At 66.3% G+C, this 22,064-nt stretch carries 12 protein-coding genes and 1 tRNA gene; 3 read left to right on the top strand and 10 right to left on the bottom strand.

Translation table 11 applies throughout. The annotated features are described in order from the left end of the window. Nucleotides 1–2 precede the first annotated feature (2 nt). The 7 genes from IEW02_RS19740 to dcd all read right to left on the bottom strand — a co-directional run bounded on the left by IEW02_RS19740 (nt 3) and on the right by dcd (nt 15,836). Complete coding sequence (locus tag IEW02_RS19740; protein ID WP_188546579.1) at nt 3–1,094, bottom strand: LCP family protein; 1,092 nt, start codon at nt 1,092–1,094, stop codon at nt 3–5. A 17-nt stretch (nt 1,095–1,111) separates the two neighbouring features. After that, entirely contained in the window at nt 1,112–2,281 is a 1,170-nt protein-coding gene (locus IEW02_RS19735; protein ID WP_229746168.1) for a glycosyltransferase, read from the bottom strand. A gap of 292 nt (nt 2,282–2,573) precedes the next feature. Beyond that, on the bottom strand, nt 2,574–11,384 hold the full coding sequence (locus tag IEW02_RS19730) for a type I polyketide synthase (RefSeq protein ID WP_188546577.1): 8,811 nt from the start codon (nt 11,382–11,384) through the stop codon (nt 2,574–2,576). 278 nt (nt 11,385–11,662) lie between these two features. Further along, nucleotides 11,663–12,568, bottom strand: a complete 906-nt coding sequence (locus tag IEW02_RS19725; protein ID WP_188546576.1) for an Hsp70 family protein — start codon at nt 12,566–12,568, stop codon at nt 11,663–11,665. A gap of 114 nt (nt 12,569–12,682) precedes the next feature. Then, entirely contained in the window at nt 12,683–13,633 is a 951-nt protein-coding gene (locus IEW02_RS19720) for a hypothetical protein (RefSeq protein WP_188546575.1), read from the bottom strand. Between the two features lie 74 nt (nt 13,634–13,707). Continuing rightward, the gene (locus IEW02_RS19715; RefSeq protein WP_188546574.1) at nt 13,708–15,162 is read right to left on the bottom strand and encodes an Hsp70 family protein; all 1,455 of its coding nucleotides are present in this window, start codon (nt 15,160–15,162) and stop codon (nt 13,708–13,710) included. A gap of 107 nt (nt 15,163–15,269) precedes the next feature. After that, entirely contained in the window at nt 15,270–15,836 is a 567-nt protein-coding gene (dcd, locus tag IEW02_RS19710; protein WP_188546573.1) for a dCTP deaminase, read from the bottom strand. Between the two features lie 149 nt (nt 15,837–15,985). Between dcd and IEW02_RS19705 the strand changes: the two genes are divergently transcribed. The 3 genes from IEW02_RS19705 to IEW02_RS19695 all read left to right on the top strand — a co-directional run bounded on the left by IEW02_RS19705 (nt 15,986) and on the right by IEW02_RS19695 (nt 17,369). Further along, nucleotides 15,986–16,828 carry a type IV toxin-antitoxin system AbiEi family antitoxin gene (locus tag IEW02_RS19705; protein WP_188546572.1) on the top strand — a complete coding sequence of 281 codons (843 nt, stop codon included), beginning with the start codon at nt 15,986–15,988 and terminating at the stop codon, nt 16,826–16,828. 91 nt (nt 16,829–16,919) lie between these two features. Next, nucleotides 16,920–16,993: transfer RNA gene (locus tag IEW02_RS19700), tRNA-Gly, on the top strand. 1 nt (nt 16,994) lies between these two features. Beyond that, a complete protein-coding gene (locus IEW02_RS19695; RefSeq protein ID WP_188546571.1) occupies nt 16,995–17,369 on the top strand; it encodes an MGMT family protein in 375 nt (124 codons plus the stop codon). Here IEW02_RS19695 and IEW02_RS19690 read toward each other — a convergent pair. The 3 genes from IEW02_RS19690 to IEW02_RS19680 are packed head-to-tail and all read right to left on the bottom strand — an operon-like array spanning nt 17,297 to nt 22,026. Continuing rightward, a complete protein-coding gene (locus tag IEW02_RS19690; RefSeq protein ID WP_308933196.1) occupies nt 17,297–19,150 on the bottom strand; it encodes a putative bifunctional diguanylate cyclase/phosphodiesterase in 1,854 nt (617 codons plus the stop codon). The two genes, IEW02_RS19695 and IEW02_RS19690, sit on opposite strands and share 73 nt — an antisense overlap. A gap of 30 nt (nt 19,151–19,180) precedes the next feature. Further along, the gene (locus IEW02_RS19685) at nt 19,181–21,268 is read right to left on the bottom strand and encodes an Rv1355c family protein (protein WP_188546570.1); all 2,088 of its coding nucleotides are present in this window, start codon (nt 21,266–21,268) and stop codon (nt 19,181–19,183) included. Further along, nucleotides 21,265–22,026 carry a hypothetical protein gene (locus tag IEW02_RS19680; protein ID WP_188546569.1) on the bottom strand — a complete coding sequence of 254 codons (762 nt, stop codon included), beginning with the start codon at nt 22,024–22,026 and terminating at the stop codon, nt 21,265–21,267. The genes IEW02_RS19685 and IEW02_RS19680 overlap by 4 nt, the downstream gene beginning before the upstream one ends. Between the last annotated feature and the right edge of the window lie 38 nt (nt 22,027–22,064).

Raw genomic sequence — 22,064 nt, 5'->3', positions numbered from 1 at the left:
CTCTAGAACGGCGTGGACGGGAGCGTGCCGAACTCCGAGACCCGTTCTCGCAGCGTGCCCGTCGCCATGTAGCGCCACAGGGTGTTGCGGGCGCTGTCGTCGAGGTACAGAACGCTGGCGCTGCCTTCCGTTCCGGATCCGCCGACGGGCGCCCGCAGGAACGAGACGTCGGTGGGCCCCAGGCCGCGTTGCGCCACCGCCAGCTTGGCGAGGTCGAGATTGCTCAACGTATCGTCGACGCTCACTGCCCGGGTGATGTACTTCAGAACCCGGTCGACCTGCCGAGGTTTGCGAATGGGATCGACCTGCCGAATCTTGGTCGCCAACGCTCGAAGGTAGTTCTGCTGCCGCAGGATTCGGTCCAGGTCACCGTCGGGAAGTCCGACGCGTTGTCGCACGTACGCCAGAGCGGCCAGACCGGTGAGGAAGTTTCGCCCCTGGTAGAACGTGACTCCCTCGTTCTCGGTCTCTCGCGCGACGTCGACGAACACACCCCCCAACGAGTCGGTGACGGCGACGAAGCCGAAGAAGTCGATGACCGCGAAGTGGTCGACCCGCACTCGGGTCAGCGCCTCGACGGTCTGCACCAGCAGGGTCGGGCCACCGAATGCGTACGCGGCGTTGATCTTGTCGTTGCCGCGACCGGGAACGGGGACCCAGGAGTCCCGCGGAATGGAGACGATCTCGGCGGTTCGGCCGTCGCTGTGGAACTGCACCAACATGATCAGGTCCGACCGGGCATCACCTGCCTCCTCGGTGGCGTCCGTACCCGTCGTCGGACCCGTCGTGCGCGCGTCGGAACCGACCACGAGGAAGTTGGTGGCACCGGGAGTTCCCGCTGGACGGGCACTTTCGTCGAGTCCGTCGAAGACGCCCGGGATGCGGTCAACCGCGTCGAAGTAACGCTCGAACACGACGACGAAGGTGGTCACGATGCCGATGATCGCCACGAGTGCCAGCACGCTGGACGCGATGATCGTCCGTTTGACGATGCGCTTGCGCCGGTGCCGACCGTGGTCGACACGTCGCATGGTGACGCCGGTTCTGCGCGATGGCGGCACAGACCCCGACGGCAGTGCCCGAGTGATGGTCATTGCATCCGATCAGTAATTCACGTCGGCAGTGCGCCGACCCGCGTGCTGGACTCGCTCCCGAGCAAGTCGTCGATGGTGTCGGCAAGGCGTTCGGCGAACCGGTCCTCCCCGAACTGCTGGACGTGTCCGACGATGCGCGCGGAGTCCCACGAACGGCTCTCGCACCGGTCGATGGCGGCCGAGATGGCCTGCGGCTCCGGCTCATCGAAGAAGATTCCGGTGACGTTCTCGGAAATGGTATCGAGGAATCCACCCCAGCGAAGCACAATGCTGGGCTTTCCGTGATGACCGGCCTCGAGCGGAGTCAACCCGTAGTCCTCGTAGCTCGCCGCAACCAGTCCGGACGTGTTCTGGTACAGCCACGACATCTGCCCCTCGGACAGATCACTGAGCATCAACACGTTGTCGAGCCGCATGGCCTCGAGCGCGTCCTTCTCCGGTCCGCGGCCCACCACGACCAATGTGCGGCCGGTGCCCTCGAACGCCTTCATCACCTTGTCGACGTTCTTGTACGGCAGCAGGCGGGACACGCACAGGTAGTAGTCGCTGCCGGCGAGCCACTCCGCCGCCTCCGGCACGGCCTCGACACCGGCGCTGTCGTCGACGGTGAACGGCGCGGGCACCACCGTGGAGTCGATCCCGTAGGTGGTCGTGATGCGCTCGCGCACAGCCGTCGAGATTGCCAGGTAGCGATCGGCCGAGTGTGCAGCCCGTCGATCCCAGCGCCGGAGCGCGGGTGTCAGCGCGGACATCAGCAGTCGCTTGACCATACCGCTGGACTCGCCCAGGTAGACGTCCGTCTGGTACAGCCACCGAGCCGGCGAGTAGCAGTAGACCAGCTTCTTGCCCGTGGTGGAGAAGCCGTGCGCCCACCCACTGGAGCTGGTGAGCACCACGTCGGCGTCGATCTCGGTCATGCTGGACGCGTGCGGCAGAAACGGAAGAGCCACACGGTGATTGGATCGGAGAAGCCCGACACGGTTCAGCGGTGAGACCCTGATGTCGAGGTCACCGAACTCGGGGTAGGTGGCTGCCGCGTCGTAGAGGGTCGTGTAAATCGGCGCTTCCGGAAACGCCCGCGCCATGGCGAGGACGACCTTCTCTGCTCCACCCCGCTGCGTGAGGTAGTCGTGCGCAATCGCTACTCGCGGCCGGGTTCCGGCCACTGCCGCAGTACTTCTGGTCACTGCTCCACCCATTCGTGTTCGACATAGAGAGCTCCGTCATTCGGAAACGCCGCTGTTTCCACGTTCCCCCCGAGAACACCGAATCGAGTGGGTCGTTTTTGGACCCCGATCGCGATTCCAAACAGATCGTAACCATTCCTCATCAGCGGGGCCGAATTGGGCAACATCGCAATGCGGTAACGAACCGGAGTGGAATCTGTTGTCCCTCAGGACAACCAAACGACCCGCTCTTTCCGAGCCATTTACCGCGTAATGGTTTGTTTGGCCTGTGGAAGCGGGTCCGAACCCAGGATCAATATGCGCCGTTCGAACCCAGTCGCGCGTGCGGGTCCAACAACATGTCCACCTCACGGCGGTCGACGAACGGCCGGTCCGGCTTCTGGTACATGCTCGGTCCCCCGCACATGGCGTCGAGCAGGGTCCGCTGTCCCGTCTCGGTCCTCCGACGTGCTTTCTCGGTGTACGTGAGCCGCTCGTCGGACGTCAGCGCCGCCAGGAAGGCGTCGGCGTGGGCCACCACCACCATTCCCGAGACGTGCCCGAAGCCGAGGCTGGTGAGGATGCCGGCCCTGGGTTTCAGCTCGAGCGTTCTCTTCGGCCATACCAGATGCGGGTACTGCTTCATCTCGTCGTCCACGCAGTCGAGGGAGCGATTCGGGGGGATCTGCTGCGAGTCCAGAATCTGGCAGAGCCCGATGATCTGGAACGCTGCCGCGCCGCCCTTCCCGTGGCCCAGCAACGACTTCTGCGACACCACGATCAACGGGTTGCCCTCGCTGCGTCCGATGGCGTCTCCGAGGCGCTCGTGCATCTCGGCTTCGTTGGGGTCGTTGGCTCGGGTCGACGTGTCGTGCTTCGAGACCACGGCAATGTCGTCGGCGGTGAGGTTCAGCTTCGTCAGCGCAGTGTTGAGCTCGGAGTCGCGGTGACCCACTCCAGCACTCAACGCACCGATTCCGGGCGCGGGGATGGACGTGTGGATACCGTCGGCGAACGACCCCGCCCACGCAACCACACCGAGAACCGGCAGTCCCATCTCGAGCGCCAGGTCCCCGCGCGCCAACAGCACGGTGCCGCCGCCCTGCGCCTCCACGAACCCGGCGCGGCGGCGATCGTTCGCACGGGAGAACCGTCGCGGGTCGATGCCCTTCGCCTCCATCGCCGTCGAATCCGCGGTGGCCGACATGTTGGAGAACCCGAGGATGCTCTGCGGGCCGGCGTCGTCGAAGCCGCCCGCAACCACCAGGGTGGCCTTGCCGAGCCGGATCTTGTCGACGCCTTCCTCCACGGACACCGCCGCCGACGCGCACGCCCCGACCGGGTTCACCATGGCGCCGTACCCGCCGACGTAACTCTGAACCACATGCGCCGCAATGACGTTCGGCAGCGTCTCCTGCAGGATGTCGTTCGCCACGGGCTCACCCAGGATGGTCTGGACGTACGCGGCGTGAATCGCCTGCTGCGCACCCTGCCCGGTCCCCTGCGTGTTCGCGACGTACCGCGGGTGCACCTTCTGGAGCAATTCGGCCGGACTGAAGCCGCTGGAGAGGAACGCGTCGACCGTCGCGACGATGTTCCACACCGCCACCGGGTCGAGAGCGTCGACCATGTCGGCGGGGATGCCCCAGCGGAGCGGGTCGAAACCGTCGGGAAGATGCGCGCCGACGGTGCGGGTCATCTTCATCGCGCGCGGTACCCGGATCTCGGTGCCCTGCTTGCGGGTGACGGTCCATTCACCGTTCTTCTCGGTGATCGTGGTGTTGTCCGGATCGGCGTCCTGGAACGACTCGGCTTCGGCGCGCGATCCGACCACGAACGTCAGGTCCTTGTCGAGAAACACCGAGGTGAGGAGCGGGAGGGCGTTGTCCGTCATGACGCCGTAGTCGGGGAAGGTGCGAATGCCCGTCCTCTCCAGCACAGCGTCGTGATAGCGATCGGCGATGTCCGCTTCGTCGATCGGCTCGCCGCTCTCGCGGTCGCACCACCCGTCCTGCCACTCGATCAGACCGGTGTTCCAGGCGAGCTCGACGACTCCGGCGGCCGAGAGCCGTTCGTGCACTTCCACTTCGAAGCGAGTGCGCGACGATCCGTACGCTCCCACCTCCCCCGCACCGACGATGACGACGAGGTCCTCGGGGCGGGCGGTCGTTGCAGGCCAGGTGGGGTCGAGGGTTCGCGGGACTGTGCGGGGGGCGGGTGGGAGGGCTCTGACTGTTCGTCTGCTGTTGTGACTCAGGGGCACCCTCACGTCGTCGGTTCGACTGAATGTGCCCCCGACTCTGGGGGACTCGGCCGCCAGCGTCGCAAAATCGAGGCCGGCGTGGGCCAACCCGCCGCTGAGGTCGATGTCGAGAGGTGCGCCGAGGCGTCGGACGTCGGCGGTGCACGTTTGTAGGAGGAGTCCTGCCATCTCCGACGGGGTGAACACTTCCACCCCGCGCTCGCGGGCGGCGTCGACCAGTCGATCGTTGTGACCCATGAGCCCGGTGCCGCTGACCCACCCGATCAGGGCGTGCACCAACGTGACTCGGCGTGACCATGATTCCGACCTCCACCGCGCCACGATGGCGTCGAGGGATGCCTTGGCCTCGCCATAGGCACCGTCGCCGCCGAACAGTCCGCGGTTGGGTGAGCCCGGCAGGACCACGTGCAGCCGTGCGCGGGTGTTGGTGTCCGAGCCGATGGCCGACAGCGTCGCGATCATGCGCTCCACCGACCACAGCAGCACCCGCATCTCGATTTCGGCGCGGCCACCGGCGTCGGTCAGATCGCCCGACACCGCCGGGGCTGCGAACGGGAACAGCATCGTCGGCTGCAACGCGGGCTTGATCTCGATCGTCTTGCCGCCGAGCGTCTCCGTCTGCCGTTCGCCGATCCAGCGGGACAGGGCGTCGACGTCACCGTACGACGCAACGTTCGCCGGTACCACCCACAGCTTGGCGCCGACGACGGCGTTGTCGCGGTACAGGTTTCGGTAGAACTCCAGCTTGTCGGCGTCGAGGCGGGAGGTGGTGGCGATGACCGTCGCGCCGCCCTGCAACAGATCGGCGACGATCGCCGCGGCGATGCTTCCCGTGCTCGCGCCGGTCACCACGGCGGTGTCGGCGGACCAGGTGTCGACGGGGGGTAGAGCGGCGTTGGTGGCGATGTGGTCGAGGGTGTCCCGTCGCGACCCAATGTGACGTTGGGTTGCGTATGTGGACCGAACGTCACATTGGGTCCGGTACCAGTGAGCCTGCTTCACAACGGCATCCCCCGCCCCGATGAACCGCACCGGGTCGACGGTGTCCTGCCCGGTGTAGATGCGAGCAAGGTCTTCGCGCAGCGTCGCCCAGCGGTCGTCGAGCAGCACGGCCTTACGCGGATCGAAGGCCGGCGCCATCTTCTTCTGCCAGTCGGTGCCGAGTTCGGTGGCGACCATGCGGGCGAGCTCGTCGTCGTGCACGGGTTGTGCGTCGACCGTCTCGCTCAGTCCCAGTTGATCGAGGAGGGCGCGCGCGGTGGTGGCGAGGATGCCGTCGGCTCCGATGATGCTGTCGGACAGATCGTTCAGCGCGCCGCTGTCGACCGAATGGCTGGCCGTGCTGCTCGACGGGAGCGACACGGCGACACCGGCCCGCGACGCGACACTGCGGACCGCCTCGTCGACCGCGGTGTCGACGTCGGCAAGGTCAATGGTTCCGAGAGCACCACCCCGCAGGCTCGAGCCCTCGCGCGTTGCCAACGCCAGTTCGGCGCGCACGTGCGCCGCCCAGCCGGTGCCGAGTTGCCATGTAGCGGTGACACGTTCGGTGACGTACGTCGGTCGCTTGCCGGACGGGCCGAGGGTGCGGCGCAGCATGTCGTCCAGGGCGTCGGTCAAGACGGGGCCGAAGGCGCTGTAGCGCGGTGACATTCGCGTGGCTGTGGCGCCGAGGGAGGCGAGGTCCAGATCGGCGCCGCCGTCGATGGCTCCGATGCCGAGCTCCGAGGTGAGGTCGAGCATCAGTTGGTTGCGGCGTGAGGAGACGCCCTCGCACAACGACTCCACCGTGTCCGTAAGGCTCAGCTGATCGAGGCGCACCTTGGTCCACGTCGCGATGAGCACGCGGACTGCGTCGGCGACGGTGAAGGGGATGTCGGCGGGCCGTGCGGTCGTGTGTATCGGGGCTGTTTCGACGACGACCGCCGCGTCGACGACCTCGGGCTCCAGGGTCTCGGCCACATCGGCGTCCTGCGAGAACACCACGGCGCGATCACGTTCGACGTTGAAGACCTGTGGCGCTCGGTTGCGTGCCAGGTTCGCGAGAGTGGGTGCGGTGGCGACACCGACTTCGACGAAGCGCTGCACTCCCAACTCGTCGAACAGCACGTCCTGGGTCTCGATCCAGCGCACGGGGTTCGCGAGCTGCTGGGCGAGGAGGTCGATGAGGAGGGTGCGGGCCGTTCTAGTCGACTCAGGGGCACATTCAGTCGATCTATCGGTGTGAGGGTGCCCCTGAGTCGCAGCCGGGACGGGAGCGGGAAGGGCGAACGGGCGCGCCGTCAGGTTGGGGATGTACCGCCCGACCAGCGCATCCGCGTCGATCATCTTCGGAACGAGCCGATTGAGCACGGAGCGAAAGCGTTCGACCCCCTCGTGCAGCACCGACGAGTGGAACGGCGTGTCGATGCCCGGCACCCTGACGAAGGCGCGGTCGGAACACTCCCCTTCCAGCGCCTCGAGCCCGGACACTGTTCCTGCGACGACGTACTGCGCCCCACGCTGGTTGTAGTTCACGACCTCGAGGAATTCACCCGACCGAGCGGCCACGTCCGCGACGAAGGACGCGTCGCTCAGCCCCATCCGGTTCGGTCGAACAGCAGCCATTCCATAGTTGCTGCGGCCCTGACTGTCTCGCTCGACGAGGTCGGACATGATGGTGCCGCGCGCGTAAACCAGCTCGATGACGGTGTCCAGGTCGAAGATGCCACCCGCCGCGGCCAGGGCCGTGAATTCGCCGACCGAGTGGCCGCAGAAGACGTACTCGGTTGCCACTGCGTCGTTCTCACGCAGCTCGGCGATCTGCGCGTACCCGAGGGTGGCCATCGCGACCTGGGTGAACTGGGTCAGGAAGAGCACGCCGTCGCGGTGGTGGAACTCGCGTCCGTCGACGGTGATGGTGATCGGGTTGTCCCGCACGATGGTGAGGATGGAGAAGCCGAGTCGGTCGCGGGTGAACGCGTCGGCGCGGTCCCACACTCTCTTCGCGGCAATCGAGGTTGTCGCGGCCCCCTGACCCATCCCGACGCTCTGAATGCCCTGTCCTGGAAACGCATACACGGTGACGGGAGCCTTCTGAACTGCCGTGGCCGACATGACCGGGTCTCCGTCGACCCGGCACAGGACCTCGAGGACATCCCGTCCTGCAGCGGACGCAACGCGGTCGACCGTGACGTCGATGCGCGCACCCGGCTCGACCGGAGCGAGGAACGACGCTGTCCACGAGTCGAGTTCGACGCCGACGGCATGCTGGGCGGCAGCCGACAGCCACATGCCGTGCACGATAGGGCCGTCGAGTCCGGCCAGCGCGGCCGCGGCATCGGACGTGTGAATGGGGTTGTGGTCGGACGACACGGCGGCGAACGCGTGCATGGCGTCTGGAGCGGTCAGGTGCGTTGCGAGGCGACGTCGTCGCGGGGTCGGGTTCCCGATGGGCTCTGCAGCACTGAGGGTTGCGGTGCCCACTCGACCACGAATGGCGAAGCGTTCGGTCATGGTGGCGATATCGGCGACACCGAGATCGTGCGCCCCGGACGACTGCACCCGCACCGACACCTCGACCACCCGGCCCACGTCGGTGTCGGTGACCCCGACCAGTTCGGCCCGGACGATGAACGCACTCGACTCGGTGGGCAGAGCAGCGTGCACGGTGACCGTGTGGTCCAGGTGCACCAGGTCGAGCATCCCTTCGATCACCCGAACGCCCGACTCCGTCTGCGCCGAGCCGAGAACCGCGAACACCGCCGGCCAGCAGGCGCCCATCACGACGTCGGGCACGGGCCCGTTCGGATGCCGGTCGTCGGCCAGACCCGCTGCGGTGACTGCGGTGTGGCCGGACGCCATGCTCGGCATCCACGCGGCGGTGTCCCGAGCGACGCCGTCGCGGACCTCGGGCAGGGACCCACCGGCAGCGACCTCCAGCAGCAGGAGCATCGTTTCCGTTGCGGCGTGGGCAGATACGACCGGCACTCCACCGTCGGTGGCGGAGGGCGGAACCGTGATGGGGATCGACAGACGGCGCCCGTTCAGCGGCACCGTCAGCAGCACGGTGTCGGCGCTGATGGTGGTCAGCTCCGCCCCCGGGTGGTTCGTGAAGAACCCATCGTCCTTCGCATGCCAATCACCCAGTCGACGAACAGGATTCGAAATCTGCCGACCCACCCAGTCGACGGTGTCGGCGGCCAGGAGGACTGAGAGCGGGCCGTCGGTACGATCGTCGCGGCGCCGGCCCGGCACCGATGTCGGCGTGCTCGCCAGGCGGTCGACGGTGGCCTGCTCGAATCGGCCGAGCAACTCGGCGACCGGTTCGTCGACACGGTCGATTCCTGCGACGGACTGCGGGCCGGGGATCACGATGACCTGATCGGCCGCATACCTCGGATCATGCGCCTGCCACAGCGAATCCGAGCGCCACCATCGCCGAACGTCCGCGTCGATGATGGGCACGAACGGCACCGGCTTACCCGGAACCTTGCACTGCTGCAGAAAGAATGCGACGTCCGCGGGGTGGAGGACGGTGTCGCGGGCATGGGGGTAATGGGCGACGAGCGCGTCGACAGCATCAGACGGGTCCTCCTCGCCGGAGAGGACGGAGTCGACGGTGCCGTTGTCCGATGGGTGAAGGCGTGCCTCGGCTCTGGCGAGGAAGGCGTCGAGGCGGGCGGTCCAGCTGGGGTCGGGTGTGGAAAGGAGTGCCCCTGGACTCTTTTCCGCGCCCGTGTGGCGAAGCCACCCCCGCAGCCACCCCTCGTACGTCATTGTCCCCACATCGCCGAAGTAGGGCTTGGCCGTCTTGGACAGCGCGTCGATGATCTCGTCGCGACGGGCTGCGACCGCGCCGGCGTCACCGGCCACCTCGTCGAGCAGCCGCCCGCACCGAGACGCCGCGTTGTCGGTCTCGTGGATGTCCGCCCCGAGTTGGCTGCGGCCCGAGGACATTCCGCCGTCGGTGCGGCCGGCGCCGATCCACCGCTCGGAGCCTGCTGTCTCCATCAGCAGTCGTTTGACCTCGGGCGACGTCGTGGCTTCGAGTGTGGCCATCGCGGCGGTGCCGACGAGGATGCCGTCGACGGGCATGGCCGGGTACCCGCGTTGCACGGACCAGTAGCCGGTGAGGTAATCCGCCGCCCGTTCGGGTGTACCGATGCCGCCGCCGACGCAGAGCACGACGTTCGGCGCCGCGCGGAGCTGCTGATACGTCGCGATCAGGAGGTCGTCGAGGTCTTCCCACGAATGGTGTCCCCCCGCGCGGCCACCCTCGACGTGCACGATGATCGCCTCGTCCGTCGCCTTCGCGATGGCCACCACGGCGGCGATCTGCTTGACCGTGCCCGGCTTGAAGGTCACGTAATCGATTCCACTGCTCTTCAATTCGGCGATCAGGGCGAGCGCATCGTCGAACTCGGGGATGCCGGCGGTGACGACGACACCGTCGATCGGCGCCCCGGCCGCACGCGCCTTCGGCACCATACGCTTGCCACCGACTTGCATCTTCCACAGGTACGGATCGAGGAACATCGAGTTGAACTGCGCGGCGCGGCCGGGCTGCAGCTCGCGGGTCAGTTCGGTAATACGTTCGGCCAGAATCGCTTCCGTGACCTGACCGCCCCCGGCCAGCTCCGCCCAGTACCCGGCGTTGGCCGCGGCGGCGACGATACCGACGTCCACCGTCGTCGGCGTCATGCCGGCCAGGAGGATCGGTGACCGACCGGTCAGCCGGGTGAACGACGTCTCGACCACGGTGCGCCCGTCCGGTAGCGACACAAGCGTCGGTGCGTACGACGCCCACGGCCGCTCGGGAACGGGCGCAGCGCCGGGGGTGATCAGCTGACGTTGCCCGGCCCGCGTCGACACCGAGACGATGCCGATTCCGCTGCTCGCCAACGTGGATCGGCTCAGTCGCCCGATCGTGTCGTCCGGCCCCATGTCGAGCAACCAGCTCGTTCCGACCGACGCCGTTTCCAGTTCTTCCACCCAGTCCACGGGGTCGACGGCGGTGCGCCGAGCGAGGTCGACCGCACGCTCGGCGTTCAGACCGCACCGTTCGGACCAGGCGCGGACGTCGTCGAGCGCCGGTTCGAGAGCCGGGTGGTGGAACCCGATACGGATGGGCAGCGGTTCGAAGATCGGATCGAACGGTGCCCCGCCGGTGCGCTTCGCGTCGCGCTCGGCCGTATCTGCGTCGGTGACGGCGCGGCACAGCTCCTGCACGCGGACCAGATCCTCGTACGGACCCGAGAGCACCACGCGGCGGCGGCTGTTCTTGATGGACAGGACGACGCTCGGTACCTGTTCGAGCAGCGCCAGAAGCCGGTTCGGATCGATGTTGGCCACCGACACCATCGGAGCGCGCTCACCCTTACCGGTCAGTCCACAGTCACGGGCCTGCTTGACCACTGCCGCGACGGTGATGCGTACCGCGGCGATCAGCTCGGCATCGTCCTGGCCTGCGGCGTCCCATGCGGCCGCGCCCCAACATCCTTGCGAATGGCCGATCGCGCGAACATCGGGGAACCGAGTGGCGTCGATGCCCATCACCGACAGGGCGCGGATCATCGCCATCTGCGCCAGCAGGATTCCGGGAACCGACGCCTCGGGTGCGGTTTCGTCCGCAGGGGCGAACGGTCGGAACACGCTGGGCGCGTACGGAAGTAGTTCCGACACGACCGGCGTCAGAAGACGGTCGGCGTCGTCGCACACCTGCTGGAGCTGGGCGCTCAAACCGTAGTCGGCGGTGATCTCGGAAAGCACGCTTTGCCAACGACTTCCCTGCCCCCCGAACGCAACGACGAACGGCGCACCCGACTCGAGATCACGATGCAGCGTCGGGTGGGTACCGGTGGAGATCTCGTGAATCGACATGCGTGCGTGCGTCCTCTCGGGGATGGCACACCCCGCGGCGCCTCGACCTAATGACGTCGATCGTGCTGCATGTCGTGCGTAGGCGCCTGTCGACCGATCAGCGCCGGTCGGGGGCGCGGTGGCATCGCGTGCCACCACCGGGACCTGCTCGGCCGCAGTGGTTCTCGGACTCGGCATCGAGTGCCGCCGGAACCGGGACGAGGACCGGTACGAATCGGAGAACGAGACATGCTGCCACGGATGACTGCGACGAACAGCCGCTCAGAGCGTGTCGAACGTCACACAGATCCGGCGTGCCGGGTGACGTCTCGACGCTGATAACTCGGCTGCGAGGTGCGTTGCCGGAAGACGGCACCCGACCGTTGCACCGCAAGCAGCGCGGCACCCTTGGCCGACACCGACTCCGGAGTGGACGGCGTGATCAGCTTGGGACCGAACGACTGAGTGAACAGGCTGCGCACGACGGGGAGGTTGGCACACCCACCGAGTAGCACCACGGTGTCGACCTGCCGCGGGCACCGATCCAGCGTCTCCCGAACCCACTCCACCGCGTCGGTCAACGGGTCGAACATCAGGCGGTCGACGGTGGTGCGCCACAGGTTGACCGAACCGCCGACGAACGGACCACCGATCCTCACCACGCGGTGCAGAGCGAGCATCTCCAGACTCCACTCGATGCCTTCGCTGAGGCGGTCGAGAGCTTCGGCGGTCATTGCGTTGTGATCACCGTGTTCTTCGGCCAAATGGTCGAAGATGGCGTTGGCGAACATGTCTCCGCGGAAGGACTCGGTCCACATCGCGTCGTACACATGCCCGCTCGACGAGTCGAGGATGGACACCGAGATACCCGTGCGGCCGATGTCGACCACCGCCGTGGTGCGCGACGGGCCGAGCAGTCCCCGCATCCGCAGATACATCAGCTGGGCACCCAACTCGGACGCCAGCCGAACCGGGCCGCCCTCGTGGATCTCGAGGATGTTGTGTCCGATGCGCGACGACGGGTCGTCCGGCACCACGAGCACCGCACCGTCGCGCTGCGCATGATGATTGGCCGCAACCGAGTCGACGACGGACAGTGCCGTGGACAGTCGAATGGCCGGGTCGCACCCGTGTACGGCCTCGGTGCCGAGGAGTGCGCGGCCCATCGGGTCCATGACGGCGGCGCGAATTGCGGACGCTCCCATGGATACTCCGACTACTGCGCGCATACTCCGACCCCACTCAGGTTCCGCGAATTGGTATGTGGCGATCCTAGGCGATGAAACATTCTCATAGTTGGTTTTCGGGGAATATTCCAGCTATTGGTTTGAACCAGTTTCCTCGGCCGGCGGCACTTCAGGGTCGACCGTGGGTTCGGTGACGACGGGAGGCACTGTCTCCGTTGACGTTTGGACGGGAGCAGCCGACGTCGACGCCGACCCGCCGCTGTTCGGCCGCGACGGGGACCGAGTCGACGGCGGGGCCGCGACCGGGACCGTTCTGATCGGCGCAGTCGACGGCGTCCGCACGTTGGCCTGCGGAACCGTCTCCTCGGTGTACGTCTCACCCGTGTACGGGTTCTCCGTGTAGGTCTCCGGGTCGTACGTCTCCGGGGTGTAGATCTCCCCCGTATTCGGATCCACCGAGTAGACCTCCCCCGTGTCCGGGTCGGTCGTGACCGGTGGCGCGACAGGCGCCGGTGGCAGCGCCGGCGCAGGAACGGGGACCGTGGTGGTCGGCGCCACCGTCGAAGTCTCCGAGGTCAGCGGCGTGCTGGATCCGGTCGACTCCGGACCGCGCGTGCCCGCGACCGCCCACACCGCCACGCCCCCCGCGACCACCGCCGCGGCGATACCCCCGGCAACCAACGCCAACCCGCGCCGCGACGGGTCCGGCTGTCGCTGCGCGCGCGGCACCTTGATGGCCGCGAACGTGGTGGTGTCGGCCGACTGGATACCCCAGACCGCGACGGCCACCGGAGTGGCCAGAGTCGAGTCGAGCTCAGGATTGGACGCATCGGCCAACGCGACACCGGTGATCTTCTGCGCATCGAACGACGACACGATCGAATCACGTTGCGCCGCCGACGAATACGCCACCGTCGTGCGACGGATACGCAGATCGTTCCGTTCCGCCCGCAGCGACATCACGCCCACCGCAGCAGCCACGACGTCCCCGACGGACATACCCGATTCCGGGCGCAGCGGAGTGACCCGCTCGTCCACCGCACCGAGCTGCGGCAATTCGGGATCGACCAGAGTGGCAGTCACATCCGCCAACCCAGCCGAAATCCCCAGTACAACATCCATCGTCGTTCCCCCGAACTGGTCTTACTCGAAAAGTGTCAACGCGGCATGACGATGGTCATCGTCGGAATCGCCATGCGCGTCGTGGTGATCGGCGCACGCGTCGTCGTTGCGGGCGCCCTGGTCGTGGTGATCGGAGCGCTGGTCGTGGTCGGAGCCTGCGAACTCGGATCACGGTCGCGCTTGGTGGTGGTGGTCGGCTGCGTGACGCTCGGCGCAGCAGGAGCCTGCGCAGACGTGGTCGGCTCCGGGCGGTCGGCAGCACTGGTGGTCGGATCGGCAGACTCGGACGTGGTGGTTTCAGTCGTCGTCGTGGTGGTGGTCGTGGTGGTGGTGGTGCCGTCGGTGGTCGTCGTGGTCGTGTCCGGCGCCGGCGCATCGACCTGCGGCACGGCAGTCAGCGCACTGCGAGGCACGGTAGTGGACACGACGCTCGACGGGACGCCCGACGCCTCCTCCGACATCCGATCCACCGACGCCGTGCGGGCCGACGCCGCAGTCAGCGACGCCACCACCGCCACCGCAACCACGGCGCACGTGCCGATGTACGCGGCGATACGCGAGCGACGCCTCTTCGACGACGACGACAACGACACCGCAGCGTGCTGCCTCGGTGAGGAGGACACCGGTGCGGGGGCCGGCAGGGCCGGCACCCAGGTGCGCACAGGAATAACCGTCGACAATCGGGCGGCGCCGACCGCGGCGAACAGCTCGGGATGTTCGGGGACGACCACCGGCAGCTCGGTGATGTTCATGACCGCCCGCACCACGGACGCGATGTTCGCTCCGCCGCCGACCATCAGGATGCCGTCGACGTCACCTGCGGCCAGCGCAGCCGACACCAGAGCGGTCAACGCACCCATTTCGGGCGCGATCAGATCCTCGAACACGAAGCGGCGCAACCGAACCGAGTCGGTCACGAACGGGCCGGACACGTCGACGGACGCCTCGGTGGACAGCGACTCCTTGGCGGCGGCCACCTCGGTGGCGAGGGCTGCGACGGTTCCGTCGGACAGCAGTTCCGCGGCGCCGTAGGTGTCGACGAGGTACTCGACGACGGCGAGGTCGCACACGTCGCCGCCGAACAGTTCCGTGCGGGAGGTGGACATGACCTCGCCGGTGTAGGAATCGACGACGTGCACCCGCGTGCCCATGCGCCCGATGTCGACGATGGCCAGCTCACGCAACGAACCCATGATGCCGAGGGAACGGTTGGCGGCGACGATCGCGTCGACCTCACCGATCATGCGCAGGCCGTCGTAGACGTAGGGATCCGCAACTGGATTCCCGGTGTGGTCGGAGACGACCAGAACCGGCGACTCCTGCCCGTACCACTGCGCCAGCTCATGGACCGCATCCGCATTGGCGGCCATGGTGGGGCCCATGACGGGCCGGACGGTGGAGTCGACGACATTGCCGTAAGAGTCGGTGACGACGCCACGGACGCAACCAGCGCCCATCGACGCGCCGAACGCGCTGTCATGTGTCCTCATCGGTGTACACCTCGCTCACGAACCCCGACAAAGCCAACAGATAGCCCGACACTATCGGCTCAATCAGGGAGAAGCAACGCGTTCATCCATTCGAACGAACCTGAAGTTTATTTCTGGAAGTTCAGATACGCCTTCGACGGGGTCGGACCGCGCTGGCCCTGGTACTTCGAACCGGTGCCCGCGCTGCCGTACGGATGCTCCGCGGGACTGGACAGTCGGAACAGGCACAGCTGCCCGATCTTCATCCCCGGCCACAGAATGATCGGCAGGTTCGCGACGTTCGACAGCTCCAGCGTGATGTGGCCGCTGAAACCCGGATCGATGAACCCGGCGGTCGAGTGGGTGAGCAAACCGAGGCGGCCCAGCGAGCTCTTTCCTTCGAGGCGTCCCGCGAGGTTGTCCGGGAGGCTCGTGAGCTCGAGGGTCGACCCCAACACGAATTCGCCGGGATGCAGGACGAACTGCTCGCCCTCCTTGCGCTCGACCAGCGTGGTGAGCTCGTCCTGACGCTGCGCCGGGTCGATGTGCGTGTATTTCGTGTTGTTGAAGACGCGGAAGAGGCCGTCGAGACGGACGTCGACGCTGGACGGCTGAACCATCGCGGGGTCGAACGGCTCGATGCCGAGTGTGCCGGCGGTGATCTCGGCCTTGATGTCGCGGTCGGAGAGGAGCACGGGTGGAAGGGTAGTCGGGCCGCCGATTTGTGGGCGATCAGGGACGGAATGAGAGCTGTTTTCATCCCTGGTAGCCCACAAATTCGAGTTATCCACAGGGTGACGCCTCGGGGCTACCGTTCATCGGCGACTTGGTCGACGCTGAACTCATGACCGTGCGCGGATCCTCGGACCCCGGGATGACCCGACACGCCCTGCGCTCCGGATACCGGCGCCTGCACCCGGGCGTGTGGGTGAAGCGGGACGAAGAGCTGACGGCATCCGTGCGGGCGCAAGCCGCATGGAAGTGGGCGCCGGCTGGCGCGATACTCGCCGGATATTCTGCAGCCGCAATACACGGAGCCAAGTACTTGCCGAGCACAGCCAAGGCGGAGTTGATAGTGACGGAACGGCTTCGGCCGCCGACGGGTGTGACTGTGCGACGACGAACCGTCTCGCCAGTAGACGTGCACGTGATCAGCGGGATGCGCGTCACGTCCCCGGTACGGACCGCATTCGACCTGTGCCGTGATCTGGACGAGAGCCGGGCGGTCGAGGCCGTGGACGCGCTGTACCAGGCGACGACGCTGACCAGAGCGACGCTGCTCGACTACTGCCACAACGCTTCGCGAGTCCACGGGTACCGCGGCGTCAGGGGTGTCGTCGAGCTGACGAACGAGGGCGCAGAGTCGATCTGGGAGACGCGAACTCGGCTGTTCATGGTGCGAAGTGGACTCCCCTGCCCCGATACGCAGCTTGTGATCTACGACGGGCTCGGAAACTGGATCGGGCGATTCGATCTCGGATACAAAATGTGGAAAGTAGTCGTCGAATACGACGGTGACCAACACTTCGAGTACGAACAGCGGCAACGTGACGTCGAGCGTTGGAATGCGCTGAGCGGAGCAGGCTGGCGGCTCATCAGGGTCAAGGCCAGGCAATTGACACAACAGCCAGAGCTACTACTGGGTCACATCCGGCGGGCGCTGCGCGACGCCGGCGCTTCGATATGAAATTTGTGGGCGATCTGGGACGCGATCAGGGTCGAAAGCGTCCCTGCTTGCCCACAAAATCGGCGACTTGCTAACCTTGCCTCCGCACTTCGCCGATGTAGTTCAATGGCAGAACGGCAGCTTCCCAAGCTGCACACGCGGGTTCGATTCCCGTCATCGGCTCCACATGAACGACACCTACGAGGCTTTCAGCGCGCGGGTCCTCGACTTGGTCGACCGCATCCCGCCAGGCCGCGTCATGAGCTACGGACAGATCGCCGAGGTTCTGGAGCATCGTGGGCCGCGCGCTGTCGGCAACGTGATGGCGCGCGACGGCGACACCGTCACGTGGTGGCGGGTGGTGCGAGCGGACGGAACACTGCCGCCGCATCTCGTCATCGAGGCGCAGGAGCACTGGTTGATCGAGGGAACCCCGACTCGCCGCGGCATCGTGGACATCGCGCAGGCCCGGTGGTGGCCCGAGGATCCTCAGACAGCGATCGAGCCGACCGCCAACATCTCCAGCATCCGGTCGCCGGGGACGGGCCGCGAGAACAAGTAGCCCTGAGCGCGGTGGCAACCGAGATCGATCAGCACACCGGTCGCCTCGGGGTGTTCGACCCCTTCCGCAATGAGGTCCAACCCGTACGCATCGGCAAGTGCCGCAATGGTTGTCACGATGGCACGATCTTCCGGCGCGGTGCCGAGGTGCTCGACGAAGGCGCGGTCGATCTTCAGCGCATCGACCGGGAGCACCTTGAGGTGGGACAGCGAGCTGTAGCCGGTGCCGAAGTCGTCGATGGCGATGTCGACTCCCAGCTCCCGTAGCTCGACCAAGGTTTTGGCGGTGATCGCAAGGTCGTGCACCACAGCGGCTTCCGTGATCTCGAGGCACAGATTGTCCGCGGACATGCCGTGTTCGGTGAGCACGGCACCGACCTCTGCAGCGAAATCGTCGGCAAGCAGTTGTGCCGGTGAGACATTGACGCGCATGGTGATGTCGAGTCCGGGCACAGCCTTGGACCACTGCATGTACGTACTGCATGCGTGGCCGAGGACCCACCGACCGAGATCGGCAGCAAGGTTCGACGCCTCCGCGATCGGGACGAACTCCGACGGCGGCAGCATTCCACGGGAGGGGTGATCCCAGCGGACCAAGGCTTCGACGGCCGTGATGCGATCGGAGATCAGGTCGACCTCCGGCTGGAAATACAAAAGGAGCGAACCGTTTTCGATGGCGGACCGCAGGTGCAGTTCGATGTCGTTGCTGAGCTCGTTGCGCGAGTGGAACGCGGGGTCGTACTCGACCACTGCGTTGCCACCGAGGTTCTTCGCGGCCAACACAGCCTGGTCCGCGTTGCTGATGAGGTCGTCGACCGTGCCGATTCCCGGTGTGACGGTGGCGATCCCGATGCTGGCGGTGCGGTTGAGCACCTCACCGGCGACGCTCACGTGAGCGGTGGTGACCTCGCGGAGCAGCGCCTTCGCTCGGTCCACGACTCCGTCCGCATCCAGCACGATCACGAATTCGTCTCCACCCCAACGAGCAACCATCGTGTCGGGCCCGACGCAGCGGCGCAGCGTATCGGCGATGGTCCGGAGGAACAGGTCCCCGGTGGGGTGGCCGTACGTGTCGTTGATGGACTTGAGCCGGTCCACGTCGAGGAACAACACCGATACGCAATCGGTTTCGGCCATCTTCGCCGTCAGGTGTTCGTACAGCCCGCGGCGGTTGGCCATGCCGGTCATCACGTCGTGCAGGCCGGCGAAGCGAAGGCCGTCCTCGGCCACGATGCGAGCTTGGACCTGTGTCAACAGCATGGCGATAGCGACCAGGGCGTTCAACTCGCTGTCGGACCAGTCCAGATCCCCCGACTTGGCAAACCCCAGCATGCCGATCGATTTGCCGCTGTTGACGAGTGGAACCACGGCAGACGATGTCGCTGCGAAGCCGGTCGCCTCTTCGACGCGGGCACGATAGTCCTCCGCCTCCGCAACCGGCCGGAAGACTGCCGGTGTGGTCAGGTGCTCGACTTGACCGAACACCGAGTCCGTCTCGAAGTACACGATGCCCAACGGGTCCGGATCCGGAACGTTCTCGCGTGGAGGCCATTCGGCAACCATGACCGACGCCCTGCGCGCGTGATCGGTATGACGCAGGAAGCACGTATCCACGTCGAAGTAGTTCACCAGATCGCGCAGAACCAGGTTGTACGCATCCGACACCGTCGTCGAATCGACGCTCATGAGGTGATTTGCCACCCCGGCTACGACGGCGTCGAGGCTCTGACGTTGCAGCAACGCGATATCACCCCGGCCTCTGCTCCATGTTTTCGAACGCACTCCGAAAACCGACATTACCGTGAGACGGAGTTACACCGACCGCCTTCGGCTCACTGCGTCTACGGGGGGCGCGGTGGACAGCCTCAGAACGAGCGCGACGGACTGCGTCTCGCCCACTCCTGCGACAGCGAGGAACCGGCGCCTCAGCTCTGCAAGCTGCGTTGCGTAGGCGGCACTGAGGCCGCGGCAATCCTCGTCCGACTGCGCATAGATGAAGGTCGGGGACACCGGATGTACCGCCAACCCGAGCTCCTCCGCGGCGATCCACACACTCTCGGTGGCGCTTCCGCCTGTCACGAAATCGGCTGGCTCGCAACCGTCGACGCAGACCACGGCAACGGCCGAACTGGACAGGATGCGGTCGCGCGTGTCGTCACCTAGCGCATGACCGGTATCCCACTCGGCCAACAACGCCATGACCTCGGGACGACGGGCGACCTCGAGTTTGACGAGGTCGGTCTCGTCCATTCCGAGACTGCCGACCTCGATCCCGGTGTCGATGTCCGCGTCTCCCGGCCATCGAAGTTCGGAAATCATCTCCGAGTGCAACGTCGGGGTCAGGTAGCGCAGGCGATCGGTCGCCGACAACACATCCGCGATCTCGGTCAGTGCATCCCGATCCGACACCACACGCACCGATGCGCCCTCGGATTCAGCCGCATTCTCGAGCGCCGAAACCGCATCTGCGGGCAGTGCTCCCGCGGTTCCCATCGACCGGTTCGTGGCCCTGTTCAGCATCGCCGAGTGACGAGCGGCGAGGGAAGGATCGGTGCCGGGTGCCAACTCCACTCGCGCGACGGTCCGGCCCTCGTTCGAGGTCTCGACGGCGGTCGTGCCCAGCCGACCGGCGTGCGCCGCGGCCACCCGTGCGTTGAACAACGCAGCGCCCAGAGCAACGTGACTACCGCGGTACCCAACATCGAGTCCGGTGGTACGGGCCGGGTCGAGGACGATGGACACCTGCCGCTCGTCCCCGTGCACCGTCCACGGTTGCACGTTCCCTCCGGACGGTGCGCGGCGCGCAGCGTCCGAGACCGACGCGGTCACCGACTCGGCACGGTCACTCGGCGGGGGTGGGTCAGCTGGAACCGTCGGCCGAACGGGGTTCTCGATACCGTCGAGCAGGTCGTCGAGGTCGATGTGCAGTCGACCGGACGGCAGGGGCAGGCCCAGTCCGAAACGACGGACGGCCGCGGCGACACTCGCGCCGCCGAGCGCCACTTCGCTCCCCAGTTGTGGCCACGTCGACACCGTGCGTTCGACCTCGACCATGGATGCGGCCAGGCGGGCGGATAACCCTTCAGCACCCAGGATCGCCATGACGTAGGGCACCTTGTCCCGGTTCGACAAGCCCACGAGCGCAGAGGAGTCGACGTCACCGATGAGCCCGTGGAACAGCGGCCGGTCCGGCTCCCGATCGAAACGTTCGACGTCGATCAGACCACGATCACTCGTCTCCATGATGACTGGAATGCCCAGTGCGCGTGCGGTTTCGCGCACCAGGAACTTGACGTCGATCGAATCGCACTCTTCCACGACCAGATCGAGACCGGTCATGAACTCGACGGCGTTGGCGGCGTCGAGCCCGCGTTGATCGACCGTCACGTTCAGGTACGGATCCAGCTCTGCGATACGGCGAGCTGCGACGACCGTCTTGTTCACACCGAGATCCAGCACGGTCACCGGGATCCGGTTGAGGTTCGACAGTTCCATCTCGTCGAAATCCGTCAACCGAAGCTCGCCGCATATCCCGTCCAACGCGAGCGTGTGTGCGATCGCGTGGCCGACACTCAAGCCGACGACACCGATCTTCAACTGCGAGAGCACCTTCTGCTCATTCGTGCTGATCTTGTTTCGGTTTCTGTCGAACCGCAGCCGGCGGAACCCCTTCGGTCCGAGGACGGCTACGACAGTGCGGCGCCACGGATAGTGGATCCACCGAACCTGTTCGGACAGTTCGTCGTCGGGCGCAGCGGGGGTGACCTCTTTCAGTGCCCGAAGCTGGTCTGCACTGCGGTCGACGAAGTCGACCGACGGGTCCTCACGCAGCAGGTCCAGAAACGCGGCATCGGCGGGTACCGATTCGTCGAGTACTCGCCCTTGCCACTGGTCGTTCACCCGGTTGCCGACCGACGGTTCACGGCGAACGGTCCGGTGCCGTGCAGCACGGCGTCGACAGCGTTGCCCATCCGTCGGTACTGATCCGAGTCTGCGCGTTCCTTGAGCTTTCCGTGATCCCAGTAGATCGCTTTGGTCTTGAATCGGGAATCCGGGTACTCGACGGGCTCGATGTGGTCGGCGACCACTGCTCCCGAACTGAGGTAGTGGCCGATCACGTGCTTCGCCGCGGTACCGAATGTGAATCTCGACCCGGACAGGGCGGCCGCGATGGCCGGCCCCTGTCCGAAGATCTTCGTCAATCCGCGGTACTGCCGTGCGCTGTCGGAGACCCACCCGGTCTTGCTTTCGAGCACCCCGAACGGCAGCCGTTCGGTGATCATGGCCCGCAACGCAGCCTGCGAGGCCGCGTTCGACGCCATCTCCATGTCCGCGTAGGCGTCGGTAGCGGCGAGGAACGGACCTCGTGCGCGTACGCCGGCCAAGATCTCGTCCGACTCGTCGACGGCCGCGAGAAACAGCGATGTGGTCGTTCCGACGCGCAGATCGTCGAGTGCGAGTGCGGATTCGACGCCAAACCTGCGATAACTGCCCAATGCACCGGTGATGAAGCGCTCCCACAGATCCGGTCGGTCGGAAGGCGACGACACCACTACCGTGTAGTCGAATTCCGGATCCGCGTAGCGGATCTCTCCACCGGGCCAAAGCTGGGTTGCGCCCTTATTTTCTGGTGCAGACAGGATAGATGCCCCGAACATCCGTCAGTTCCTTTCATCGCAGTTGGTTCCAGTCCTAG

The sequence above is a fragment of the Rhodococcoides trifolii genome (assembly GCF_014635345.1).
GTDB lineage: Bacteria > Actinomycetota > Actinomycetes > Mycobacteriales > Mycobacteriaceae > Rhodococcoides > Rhodococcoides trifolii.
Note: the sequence above shows the minus strand (reverse complement) of the source record. Positions and strands in the feature narration are given on the sequence as shown.